This window comes from Streptomyces sp. UH6, assembly GCF_013421635.1.
GTDB classification, from domain to species: Bacteria; Actinomycetota; Actinomycetes; order Streptomycetales; family Streptomycetaceae; genus Streptomyces; species Streptomyces abyssomicinicus.
On sequence record NZ_JACADT010000086.1, the window covers coordinates 1 to 11,250 of the forward strand.

The window sequence follows — 11,250 nt, forward strand, 5'->3', positions numbered from 1 at the left end:
ATCGGTGAGGGGCCGCTGCTGCGGATCGTGCTCGCCGTCCTGTGCGGCGCCGCGGCACTGGTCGTCCAGCACCTCGCCGGACTGTCCCGGCAGCTCGCGGACCAGGCCCGGGAGGCCGGCGAGACCCGGGCGGTGCTGGACGGCACCGTCACCGCCGTCCGGGAGAGCCTGGAGCGGCACTCCGCGGACCTGAAGGGGGCGGCGGACCAGCGCGCCGCGACGCCCTCCCCGCAGCCCGGCGGCCCCGTGGAGGCCGTCGCCGCCCACCGCGTGGAGCGGGTCACCTCCGACTCCATCCCCGAGCAGACCCGGCGCTCCATCGCCGAGGTGCTCACCACGGGGCCGGACATCCTCCAGACCTTCGCCCGCGCCGAGCTGGAGCGGGTGGTGCGGCACATGGCCGACCTCAACAACCTCACCGCCGAGTGCGCGGGGGAGAACCACGACTGGATGCTCTCCCTCACCCACTCCACCGAGCGGTCCATCTTCGCCACCAGCACCTCGGTGGACCGGGAGTTCTGGAACAGCGAGCCCGCCTCCCGCTACCTCCAGGCCCAGCGGGAGGCCATCGAGCGGGGCGTCGTCGTGCAGCGGCTGTTCCTCCTGGAGTCCGCGGAGATGCTCGACGACAAGCTGCTGCGGCTCTGCGAGGAGCAGGAGCTGCTCGGCATCGAGCTGCGCGCCGCGGTCATGCAGGAACTCCCGCCGCACCTCCAGCGGGGCACCACCAGCGACTTCATCCTCTACGACGAGGGCGTCTCCTTCGAGATCGAGCAGGACCTGCGCGACGTCAACGTCAAGACCCGGCTGATCGCCCGCCCCGGCCACGTCGAGCAGCGGCTGCGGCGGTTCCGCGAGCTGTGGGAGGCCGGGATGAACCTGCGGGACCTGGAGACCCGGGTCGACGACGAGGAGGACGGCGCCTGGATGGTCGACGTCTAGCCCCGAAGGCCACTCGCGGGGCCAACCGCCGGTCCGCCCGCCGGGCCGCCGAGCGGTCCGCCGAGCGGGGCCCTGAGGGCCACCGTGGCGGGTGCGGGAGAATGGGGCCATGAGTCTCTTCCGGGACGACGGCGTCGTCCTGCGCACCCAGAAGCTCGGCGAGGCGGACCGGATCATCACGCTGCTGACCCGCGGCCACGGCCGGGTGCGCGCGGTCGCCCGGGGAGTACGGCGCACCAAGTCGAAGTTCGGCGCGCGGCTGGAGCCGTTCTCCCACGTCGACGTGCAGTTCTTCGCGCGCGGCAGCGAGCTGGTCGGCCGCACCCTGCCGCTGTGCACGCAGAGCGAGACCATCGCCGCGTACGGCGGGACGATCGTGACGGACTACGACCGGTACACCGCCGGAACGGCCATGCTGGAGACCGCCGAGCGGTTCACCGAGCAGGAGGGCGAGCAGGCCGTGCAGCAGTACCTGCTGCTGGTCGGCGCCCTGCGCACGCTCGCCCGCGGCGAGCACGCCCCGCACCTGGTCCTCGACGCGTTCCTGCTGCGTTCGCTGGCCGTCAACGGCTACGCGCCCAGCTTCGGCGACTGCGCGCGGTGCGGGATGCCCGGGCCCAACCGTTTCTTCTCCGTCGCCGGCGGCGGCTCGGTCTGCGTGGACTGCCGGATGCCGGGCAGCGTGGTGCCGTCCGCCCCCACCCTGGCGCTGCTGGGCGCACTGCTCGCGGGAGACTGGGAGACCGCGGACGCCGCCGAGGCGCGCCACGTCCGCGAGGGGAGCGGGCTGGTCGCCGCCTACCTCCACTGGCACCTGGAGCGCGGTCTGCGGTCGCTGAGGTTCGTGGAAAAGTAGGCACCCGCAACACTGCAGGGGCACGAGGACGAGGAGCTGGGACAACATGGCCGTAGGCGGATTCCTGGGGCGGCAGCGCCGCGAGTACACGGCGCCGGAGCCGCACCCGTCGGGGGCGCGTGCGCCGAAGCTGCCGTCCGAGCTGGTGCCCGGGCACGTGGCGATCGTCATGGACGGCAACGGCCGCTGGGCCAAGGACCGCGGCCTGCCGCGCACCGAGGGTCACAAGGTGGGCGCGGAGCGGGTCCTCGACGTCCTCCAGGGCGCCATCGAGATGGGCGTCGGCGCGGTGTCCCTGTACGCCTTCTCCACGGAGAACTGGAAGCGCTCGCCCGACGAGGTGCGCTTCCTGATGAACTTCAACCGCGACTTCATCCGCAAGACCCGTGACCAGCTCGACGCGCTCGGCATCCGGGTCCGCTGGGTCGGCCGCATGCCGAAGCTGTGGCGCTCGGTCGCCAAGGAGCTGCAGATCGCCCAGGAGCAGACCAAGGGCAACGACAGGCTGACCCTGTACTTCTGCATGAACTACGGCGGTCGCGCCGAGATCGCCGACGCCGCGCAGGCGCTCGCCGAGGACGTGCGGGCCGGGCGGCTCGACCCGTCCAAGGTCAACGAGAAGACCTTCGCGAAGTACCTGTACTACCCGGACATGCCGGACGTCGACCTCTTCCTGCGCCCCAGCGGCGAGCAGCGGACCTCCAACTACCTGCTGTGGCAGTCCGCCTACGCGGAGATGGTCTTCCAGGACGTCCTGTGGCCCGACTTCGACCGCCGCGACCTGTGGCGCGCCTGCCTGGAGTACGCGCAGCGCGACCGCCGCTTCGGCGGGGCCGTCCCCAACGAGCAGCTCCTCGCCATGGAGACCGCGATGCGGGGCGGTCCGGCCGGGGCCTGACCCGACCGGACGCCCAGGTGCCCGGACAGGCCGGCCCGGCGGCCGGCCTGGCGGGACCCGTCAGCCGACGAGGATGTCGGACCGCCCGCTGCTCAGGTACCCCTCGGTGGCGACGATCATGAACTCGAAGCCGGCCAGGGTCATCCCCGCGCGCGACCACGCGTCGAAGTGGTTGCCGGTGGTGACGGTGCCGCCCTGGGTGCGGCTGCCGCGGTTGACGCTCCAGTACTGCTGGAGGATCTGGGTGCCGCCACTGGGGTACCGCACCGTGCGGTAGACGTCGTAGACCTGGCCGTCGCTGCTGACCGTGCCCCGGTGGTCGGGGTGGGTGGGCCGGTAGGAGCCGTAGCCGTCGACGATGTAGTACTCGACGAGCGGGTTCCGCGCCCAGCCGTAGACGGACAGGTAGCCGTTCCCGGAGGGGATGAACGCGCCCGACCACCGGACCGTCCTGCGGCCGCCGGTGGCCCAGCCCTTGCCGGCCACGAAGTTCCCGCAGCCCGTCCAGTTGACGGCGTACCGGCCGCCGGCGCCGAGCGTCATGGCGACCGTTCCGGTGCCGTCGGTCCAGAACTGGTAGAAGTGGCCGTCGTGCGTGCCGCTCTGCGGCGTCGTGATGGTCTGGGCGTGCGCGGTGCCGGGGAGCAGCAGCGAGCCCGCGCCGGCGGTGAGCGCCACGCCGGCGGCCCGGGTCAGGACGCTTCTGCGGCTGGGCCCGGCGCCGGATAAGTGGGGGACGTTCCGGTCGGGTGTCTGGTCCGGGTGCACGCGTACTCCTTCGTGGGGGGGCGACTGCGGAGGTCCGGCCCGCGGCGTGCTCCCGCGGGCCGGACGCGGCCGAGGAGATGGGAGCGGCCCCGGTCGGCGGGGCGGCTTCTCGGCAGTGTTGGCCGGGGCGTCCTGGGCTGTCAACGGCGCGCGGTGTCCGGCGGGCGGTTGCCGGCCACGGAGGTCTCCCGCACGGGGGCGTGAGGATCACCCGGACCCCCGATCCGCCGCGCGAAGGGGAGCGGAATGATTGCTCCAGCTATGATTGGCGCAGCAATCATAGCTGGAGGGCCCATGGTGAAGCCGGAGCGGTTGTTCGCGCGGGACACGGAGTGGCGTGAGCTGGTCGAGTTCGTCGGCTCCGGACAGGCCGGGGCGTCGCTGGGGCTCGTCTACGGCCGGCGCCGGCAGGGCAAGACGCTCATGCTGGAACTGCTCGCCCGGGAGACGGGCGGGTTCCTCTTCGCGGCGACGCAGCAGAGCGAGGCGCAGAACCTCGACGACCTCGGCCGCGCCTACGCGGACTTCCGCGGGCTGCGCCGGCCTGTCGTGTTCGGTGACTGGCGGGACGCCTTGGACGAGCTGTTGCGTCTCGGCGAGGAAGCCGAGGTGCCGGTCGTCATCGACGAGTTCCCCTACCTGGTCTCCGCCACGCCCGCTCTCCCCTCCTACCTGCAGCAGGCCCTCAGTCCGCTCGGTCACGCCAAGGAGCACACCCGGACCCGGCTCGTCCTGTGCGGCAGCGCGCTGACCACGATGGCGCAACTCCTCGGCGGGGGAGCTCCGTTGCGGGGACGGGCGAGCATGGAGCTGGTGGTGCGTCCGTTCCGGTTCCGGGAGGCGGCCGCGTTCTGGGGAGTCGCGGACGATCCGGAGTCGGCGTTCCGGCTCAACGCCCTGGTGGGCGGGACTCCCGCCTACAAGGAGATGTGCGGCGGCTCCGGGCCGACGGACCTCGACGACTTCGACCGCTGGGTGGTGCGGCGGTTGCTCAATCCCGGCTCCGCCATGTTCCGCGAGGGCGGGATGCTGCTGCGCGAGGACCCGTCGATCTCCGACCCCACCTCCTACGCGTCGGTACTCGCGGCGGTGAGCGCCGGACGTCACCGCCGGTCGGAGATCGCGGCAGCGCTGGGCCGTCCCAGTGGTTCGCTCGGGCACCTGCTGTCGGGCCTCCAGGACATCGGGCTCCTGGAGCAGACGGAGGACGCCACAAGGGACAAGCGCAGCGTCTTCCGGGTCGCCGAGCCCGTCGTGCGGCTGCACCAGTTGCTGATCCAACGGCACGAGCCCGAACTGGTCGTCGGCCGGGCCGAGCAGGTGTGGACGGACAGCGCCGACACCGTCGCCTCCAGGATCTACGGTCCGCACTTCGAGGAACTCGCCCGCCAGTGGTGCTTCGAGCACGCGGCGCCGGAGACGCTCGGCGGCCGGCCCGCCTGGGTCCGCCCGACCGAGATCGCCTGCCGGGAACATCGGCGCGGCCACGAACTCGACCTGGTCGTGGCCCACTCACCGGCCTTCGGTGCGGAGCGGATCACCGCGATCGGAGAGGCCAAGGGCACGCTCGGCGCCGTCGGCGTCTCCCAGCTGGAGCGCCTCGAGCACCTGCGGGGCCTGCTGCCCGCCGCGAAGGTGCAGGCCCTGCCCAAGCTCCTCCTCTTCGCCCGCTCCGGATTCACCGCCGACCTCCGGCGCGAGGCGGCCGCGCGGAGCGACGTCGAACTCGTCGATCTGGTCCGTCTCTACCAGGGGGAGTGAGGGGCCCGTCCCTCCGTCGTGGCTACGATCAGGCTCTTTGACCGATGGGGAAGAGGGGTGGGCCGTGAGCCAGGACGTGGTGCCGGGGGCCGTGGTCTTCGAGTACGAGAGCACGGTGGAGGATGTCCGGGAGACGGTGAAGGTGCTCTCGCGCAAGCAGCGAGGCATGGCCGGCCTCGTCAGCAGGCCTGCGGTCTGGGTCGTGATCGGGGCCCTGGGTGTCGCTGCGGTGACCGGCGCGGCCGTCACGGGGTCGACCGCCTTCTTGGCCCTCGGTTCGCTGTTGCTGTTGGAGGCGCTGGTGCTGCCCTGGGTGTACGTCCTGTCGGCGCGCCGGCAGGCCAGGGCCGTCGGCGACCAGCTGGTGCCGTGCCGGGTAACGGTCGACGAGGACGGCGTACGCACCGCCACCGCCACCATGGACGCCCACCTGGCGTGGGGCGCCTTCGGCAGCTACATCGAGACCGACCGTCTCTTCGTCCTCCGCGGCCCGCAGCGCGCCGGGATACGGGGCGGCTGGATCGCGAAGCGCGGCGCCCCCGACCAGATCTCCCTCGACCGCCTGCGCGCTCTCCTCGACCAGCATCTGCAGCGCGCCTGAAGGCGGTGGAGGGTCCATGTCGGTGACCGTGACGTCTGACAGACCAAGAGCCGTGGCGGGTTTCCTCGTGTCGGTTCTGGCCGCCCTGGCCTGCTTCGGGTGTGGTCCCGACGCGGGCGAGGCTGCGGGGGAGAGCGGCCCGCGCATGTATGACGGGTGGTTCGACACGTCCCGTGACGGATTGCGGAAGTTCCTCGCTGATTCCGGCCAAGCGGACCTCGCCCTCTTCGACGGCACCTTCGAAGGTGAGGAGAGGGAATGGCAGACCATCCCCGAAGGGGAGCACCTGGAGGGCGGAAGCTACAGCAACCGGATCGGTGAGTGCGACAACAGCGTCACCGTGCGGGTCCGGATGCTGCGGGACGACGAAGTGCGCATCCATCTCGGCATGGCGTGCGCTTCGTAGAGAGCCCCCGTGAATCCGCTCGGTGAGGGCGGAGCCGGATGAGTCGGAGCTCCGTCGCGTCAGGCACCGGCAGTCTGCCGCGACGCGGCGGGGCTTCGGCGTGTCGTGGGCCGGGGAGGGGCCCCTCAGCCCCCCGCCGCGCAGGTGGCGCAGGTGCCGAAGATCTCGACGGTGTGGTCGACGTCCACGAAGCCGTGCTCGGCGGCGATCGCGTCGGCCCACCGCTCGACGGCGGGGCCCTCGACCTCGACGGCCTTGCCGCAGCCGCGGCAGACCAGGTGGTGGTGGTGCTCCTCGCTCGCGCAGCGCCGGTAGACCGACTCGCCCTCGGACGTGCGCAGGACGTCCACCTCGCCCGCGTCGGCGAGGGACTGGAGCGTCCGGTAGACGGTGGTGAGGCCCACGGAGTCGCCGCGGTGACGGAGCAGGTCGTGGAGTTCCTGCGCGCTGCGGAATCCGTTGACCTCGTCCAGGGCCTGCGCCACGGCGGCGCGCTGTCGGGTGGAACGGCCCCGTACGGGCGATCCGGCGGTCGACGTCACCGTTGCCTCCTCACATTCGTGGGTCGCCGGGCCATTGTGCCAGCCCGGCGATGCGCGGTCAGGGTCCGTGCCGACCGGCGGGACCTTCGGACGCGGTGAGGTCGTACTCGGCCTCGTCCTGGGGGACCGGTGTCCGCACGTCCCGCGCCCGCCGCGCGCCGGCCGCCGCCCGGCGCCTGGCCAGTGGCGTGGCCAGCGCCGTGAGCAGCACGAACGCGCCGATGGTCAGCAGCACGATGGTCGCGCCCGGCGGCACGTCGTTGTAGTACGAGACGGTCGTGCCGCCCAGCGTGGCGGCGACGCCCAGGGCCACCGCGATCGCGAAGGTCGCGGCGAAGCTCCGCGCCAGCTGCTGCGCGGCGGCGACCGGCACCACCATCAGCGCGGACACCAGCAGCAGGCCGACGACCCGCATGGCGACCGTGACGGTGACCGCCGCGGTGACCGCGACCAGCAGGTTCAGCGCCCGCACCGGCAGCCCGGTGACCCGCGCGAACTCCTCGTCCTGGCTGACCGCGAAGAGCTGGCGGCGCAGCCCCACGGTGACCAGCAGTACCAGCGCGGCGAGCACGCAGATGGCGGTGACGTCGGAGGAACTCACCGTGGAGAGCGAGCCGAACAGGTAGGTGGTCAGGCCGGCGTTGGTGCCGCCGGGGGCGAGCGCGGTGAGCAGCACGCCGCCCGCCATGCCGCCGTAGAAGAGCATGGCCAGCGCGATGTCGCCGCGGGCCTTGCCGTACCAGCGGATCAGCTCCATCAGCACCGAGCCGGCGACGGCGACGAGGGTGGCGACCCAGACCGGCGAGGAGTTCAGCAGGAAGCCGAGGCCGACACCGGTCATGGCGACGTGGCCGATGCCGTCGCCCATCAGGGCCTGGCGGCGCTGCACCAGGTAGATGCCGACGGCGGGCGCGGTCAGGCCGACCAGGACGGCCGCGAGGAGCGCCCGCTGCATGAAGGCGTAGTTCAGGAGGTCCATCAGCTCAGCAGTCCCGTACGGAGGTGGTCGGCGTCCGCGTCGTCGTGCGGGTGGACGTGGTCGTGGCCGGGCAGCGCGTGCTGGCCGAGGGCCTTCGGCGGCGGGCCGTCGTGCAGGACGCAGCCGTCGCGCAGCACCACCGCGCGGTCGATCAGCGGCTCCAGCGGGCCCAGCTCGTGCAGCACCAGCAGCACGGTGACGCCGCGGGCGACCTGCTCGCGCAGGGTGTCCGCGAGGACCTCCTGGCTGGCCAGGTCGACGCCCGCCATCGGCTCGTCCATGATCAGCAGCTCGGGTTCGGAGGCGAGCGCGCGGGCGATCAGCACCCGCTGGTGCTGGCCGCCGGAGAGGGCGTCCACGGGGTCCTTGGCGCGGTCGGCGAGGCCGACCAGCTCCAGGGCGTGCCGCACCGCCTCGTGGTCGGCCTTGCGGAGCAGCCCGAAGCGGGCCCGGGACAGCCGCCCCGAGGCGACCACCTCGGTGACCGTGGCCGGGACGCCGCCCGCGGCGGTGGTGCGCTGCGGGACGTAGCCGACGCGCGACCACTGCCGGAACCGGCGGCGGGGGACGCCGAACAGGTCGATCTCGCCGGAGAGCACCGGTACCTGGCCGATGATCGCGCGGACCGTGGTCGATTTGCCGGAGCCGTTGGCGCCGAGCAGCGCGACGACCTCGCCGTGCCGCACGGTCAGGTCGATGCCGCGCAGGACGGGCTTCGCGCCCAGCTCGGCGCGGACCGTGCGCAGGGATATGACGGGCTCGTCCACGGCGCCCTCCTGAGGGTGGGGTTCCTGCCGGCTCACTTGGCTCCCAGCGCCTTCCGCAGCGCCGTGAGGTTGGACTCCATGACCTGGAAGTAGTCGTCGCCGCGCGACTTGTCGGTGACGCCCTCCAGCGGGTCGAGCACGTCGGTCCGCAGACCGGTGTCCTCGGCGAGGGTCTTCGCGGTGCTGTCACTGACCAGGGTCTCGTAGAAGACGGTGGTCACGCCGTCCTCCTCCGCGATGTGCTGGAGCTCCTTGACGCGGGCGCCGCTGGGCTCGGACTCCGGGTCGAGACCGGTGATGGACTCCTCGATCAGGCCGTAGGCCTCGGCGAGGTATCCGAAGGCGGAGTGGTTGGTGAGGAAGACGTCGGTCTTCCGGTTCTTCAGGCCGTCCTCGAACTTCTGGTCCAGCGCGTCGAGGCGGTTCACCAGGTCCTCGGTGTTGGCCCGGTAGTCGGCCGCGTGGTCCGGGTCGGCCTTCTGGAAGGCCTTGGAGACGCCCTCGGCGACCTCGGCGTACTTGTCCGGGTCCAGCCAGATGTGCGGGTCCTTGGCGCCGGCCGCGTGGTCGTGGCCGTGGTCGTGGCCCTCGTGCTCGTCGGCGTGCTCGTCGGCGTGCTCGTCCGCGTGCTCCCCGTCGACCTCGGCGCCGTGCTCCTCGAGCTCGGTGAGGGTGGCGGCGTCGATCCTCTCCGGGCCCTCGGTCTGGGCGACGGCCTCGTCGACGGCGGGCTGGAGGCCCTGGAGGTAGAGGATCGCGTCCGCCTCGGTGAGCGCGGCGGTCTGCCGGGCGGTGATCTCCAGGTCGTGCGGCTCCTGGCCGGGCTCGACGAGGGTCGTGACGTTGACGTTCTTCCCGCCGATCTGCTCGGCGAGGAAGGCCATCGGGTAGAACGACGCGACGACATCGAACTTCTCGGTGTTCTTGGCCGTGGCCGTGTCTCCGCCGGAGCAGGCGGTGAGGGCGATGGCGCCCAGCACGGTGGCGGTGGCGGCGGCGGTCGTCGGTATGAGGCGTCGGACGTTCATGACTCTCATTTTCAACTAATATGGAAACCGTTGTCAACAACGGAGGTCAAAGCTACGCGAAGGGGCCGGATGGGGTGTGTCGCACAGCCTCGTGCGTCCTGGTGGCGGGACCGATTTGATCGGGGGGCAGTCCCCGCCGGTAACCTGAGGCATTCGCTGTGAAGCAATGCTCCGAGGGGCCGGCGCGGCAGTCGCCGGCCGGCCGCTCGCCGCCCGTCGTCGTAATGAAGAGAGCACCGTGGCCGCCGACAAGATCGACACCATCGTCAGCCTGAGCAAGCGCCGTGGCTTCGTATTCCCCTGCAGTGAGATCTACGGCGGTCAGAAGGCCGCCTGGGACTACGGGCACCTGGGTGTCGAGCTCAAGGAGAACATCAAGCGCCAGTGGTGGCGCTACATGGTGACCTCCCGTGAGGACGTCGTCGGCATCGACTCCTCCGTGATCCTCGCCCCCGAGGTCTGGGTCGCCTCCGGTCACGTCGCCACCTTCTCGGACCCGCTCACCGAGTGCACCTCCTGCCACAAGCGCTTCCGCGCCGACCACCTGGAGGAGGCCTACGAGGAGAAGAAGGGCCGCGCCCCCGAGAACGGCCTGGCCGACATCAACTGCCCCAACTGCGGCGTCAAGGGTCAGTTCACCGAGCCCAAGCAGTTCTCCGGCATGCTCTCCACCCACCTCGGCCCGACCCAGGACAGCGGTTCGGTCGCCTACCTGCGCCCCGAGACGGCCCAGGGCATCTTCACCAACTTCGCCCAGGTGAAGACCGCCGCGCGCCGCAAGCCGCCGTTCGGCATCGCCCAGATGGGCAAGTCCTTCCGCAACGAGATCACGCCCGGCAACTTCATCTTCCGCACCCGCGAGTTCGAGCAGATGGAGATGGAGTTCTTCGTCAAGCCGGGCGAGGACGAGAAGTGGCAGGAGTACTGGATGGAGCAGCGCTGGAACTGGTACACCGGCCTGGGCCTGCGTGAGGAGAACATGCGCTGGTTCGAGCACCCGCAGGAGAAGCTCTCCCACTACTCCAAGCGCACCGCCGACATCGAGTACCGCTTCCAGTTCGGCGGCAGCGAGTGGGGCGAGCTCGAGGGTGTCGCCAACCGCACCGACTACGACCTCACCGCCCACGGCAAGGCCTCCGGTCAGGACCTCCAGTACTACGACCAGGAGAACGACGAGCGGTACACCCCGTACGTCATCGAGCCCGCGGCCGGTGTCGGCCGCACCCTGCTGGCCTTCCTCCTCGACGCCTACGTCGAGGACGAGGCGCCGAACGCCAAGGGCAAGATGGAGAAGCGCGTCGTGCTGCGCCTCGACCCGCGCATCGCGCCGGTCAAGGTCGCCGTGCTCCCGCTCTCCCGCAACCCGGAGCTCTCGCCCAAGGCGAAGGGCCTCGCCCAGGCGCTGCGCCAGCACTGGAACATCGAGTTCGACGACGCCGGCGCCATCGGCCGCCGCTACCGCCGCCAGGACGAGATCGGCACGCCGTACTGCGTCACCGTCGACTTCGACACCCTGGACGACAACGCGGTGACCGTGCGTGAGCGTGACTCCATGAAGCAGGAGCGGGTCTCCCTCGACCAGATCGAGGGCTACCTCGCCTCGCGCCTGATCGGCTGCTGACCGCTTCCCTTCCCGCGCACCGGGCCCCGGTCCTCCCCCTCCGCAGGGGAGGACCGGGGCCCGTCCGCGTCGGCCGGGGTA

12 protein-coding genes are annotated in these 11,250 nt (G+C 71.6%); 7 read left to right on the forward strand and 5 right to left on the reverse strand.

Annotated features, from left to right (window positions below):
• From HW445_RS07960 to HW445_RS07970, 3 genes are all read left to right on the forward strand, one after another.
• On the forward strand, nt 1-942 hold the full coding sequence (locus tag HW445_RS07960; protein ID WP_180220315.1) for a hypothetical protein: 942 nt from the start codon (nt 1-3) through the stop codon (nt 940-942).
• Nucleotides 943-1,051: 109 nt separating this feature from the next.
• Nucleotides 1,052-1,798: a DNA repair protein RecO gene (gene recO / locus HW445_RS07965; protein ID WP_180220316.1), complete on the forward strand. Its 747-nt coding sequence runs from the start codon at nt 1,052-1,054 to the stop codon at nt 1,796-1,798.
• Between the two features lie 46 nt (nt 1,799-1,844).
• Nucleotides 1,845-2,696, forward strand: coding sequence for an isoprenyl transferase (locus tag HW445_RS07970; protein ID WP_180220317.1), 852 nt, complete (start codon nt 1,845-1,847; stop codon nt 2,694-2,696).
• 60 nt (nt 2,697-2,756) lie between these two features.
• On the opposite strand, the gene HW445_RS07975 is transcribed toward HW445_RS07970, so the two are convergent.
• Nucleotides 2,757-3,464 carry a glycoside hydrolase family 11 protein gene (locus tag HW445_RS07975; RefSeq protein WP_180220318.1) on the reverse strand — a complete coding sequence of 236 codons (708 nt, stop codon included), beginning with the start codon at nt 3,462-3,464 and terminating at the stop codon, nt 2,757-2,759.
• A gap of 294 nt (nt 3,465-3,758) precedes the next feature.
• Here HW445_RS07975 and HW445_RS07980 point away from each other — a divergent pair, with 294 nt between their 5' ends.
• The 3 genes from HW445_RS07980 to HW445_RS07990 all read left to right on the forward strand — a co-directional run bounded on the left by HW445_RS07980 (nt 3,759) and on the right by HW445_RS07990 (nt 6,232).
• Nucleotides 3,759-5,225, forward strand: a complete 1,467-nt coding sequence (locus tag HW445_RS07980; protein WP_180220319.1) for an ATP-binding protein — start codon at nt 3,759-3,761, stop codon at nt 5,223-5,225.
• 64 nt (nt 5,226-5,289) lie between these two features.
• Nucleotides 5,290-5,826, forward strand: coding sequence for a hypothetical protein (locus HW445_RS07985; RefSeq protein WP_180220320.1), 537 nt, complete (start codon nt 5,290-5,292; stop codon nt 5,824-5,826).
• Between the two features lie 16 nt (nt 5,827-5,842).
• Nucleotides 5,843-6,232: a hypothetical protein gene (locus HW445_RS07990; protein WP_180220321.1), complete on the forward strand. Its 390-nt coding sequence runs from the start codon at nt 5,843-5,845 to the stop codon at nt 6,230-6,232.
• A 125-nt stretch (nt 6,233-6,357) separates the two neighbouring features.
• Here the strand turns inward: HW445_RS07990 and HW445_RS07995 are convergent, their stop codons facing one another.
• The 4 genes from HW445_RS07995 to HW445_RS08010 are packed head-to-tail and all read right to left on the reverse strand — an operon-like array spanning nt 6,358 to nt 9,548.
• Nucleotides 6,358-6,774 carry a Fur family transcriptional regulator gene (locus tag HW445_RS07995; protein ID WP_180220322.1) on the reverse strand — a complete coding sequence of 139 codons (417 nt, stop codon included), beginning with the start codon at nt 6,772-6,774 and terminating at the stop codon, nt 6,358-6,360.
• Between the two features lie 58 nt (nt 6,775-6,832).
• Complete coding sequence (locus HW445_RS08000; RefSeq protein ID WP_180220323.1) at nt 6,833-7,753, reverse strand: metal ABC transporter permease; 921 nt, start codon at nt 7,751-7,753, stop codon at nt 6,833-6,835.
• Nucleotides 7,753-8,520, reverse strand: a complete 768-nt coding sequence (locus HW445_RS08005) for a metal ABC transporter ATP-binding protein (protein ID WP_180220324.1) — start codon at nt 8,518-8,520, stop codon at nt 7,753-7,755. The genes HW445_RS08000 and HW445_RS08005 overlap by 1 nt, the downstream gene beginning before the upstream one ends.
• 32 nt (nt 8,521-8,552) lie before the next feature.
• The gene (locus tag HW445_RS08010; protein ID WP_180220325.1) at nt 8,553-9,548 is read right to left on the reverse strand and encodes a metal ABC transporter substrate-binding protein; all 996 of its coding nucleotides are present in this window, start codon (nt 9,546-9,548) and stop codon (nt 8,553-8,555) included.
• A 238-nt stretch (nt 9,549-9,786) separates the two neighbouring features.
• Here HW445_RS08010 and HW445_RS08015 point away from each other — a divergent pair, with 238 nt between their 5' ends.
• Entirely contained in the window at nt 9,787-11,169 is a 1,383-nt protein-coding gene (locus HW445_RS08015) for a glycine--tRNA ligase (protein WP_180220326.1), read from the forward strand.
• Nucleotides 11,170-11,250: the final 81 nt, after the last annotated feature.

What these genes read in the sequence shown, in the direction of transcription:
- recO (WP_180220316.1), top strand. Translation starts at nt 1,052, where the DNA reads ATGAGTCTCTTCCGGGACGACGGCGTCGTCCTGCGCACCCAGAAGCTC.
- HW445_RS07970 (WP_180220317.1), top strand. Translation starts at nt 1,845, where the DNA reads ATGGCCGTAGGCGGATTCCTGGGGCGGCAGCGCCGCGAGTACACGGCG.
- HW445_RS07980 (WP_180220319.1), top strand. Translation starts at nt 3,759, where the DNA reads ATGGTGAAGCCGGAGCGGTTGTTCGCGCGGGACACGGAGTGGCGTGAG.
- HW445_RS07990 (WP_180220321.1), top strand. Translation starts at nt 5,843, where the DNA reads ATGTCGGTGACCGTGACGTCTGACAGACCAAGAGCCGTGGCGGGTTTC.
- HW445_RS08000 (WP_180220323.1), bottom strand. Translation starts at nt 7,753, where the DNA reads ATGGACCTCCTGAACTACGCCTTCATGCAGCGGGCGCTCCTCGCGGCC.
- HW445_RS08010 (WP_180220325.1), bottom strand. Translation starts at nt 9,548, where the DNA reads ATGAACGTCCGACGCCTCATACCGACGACCGCCGCCGCCACCGCCACC.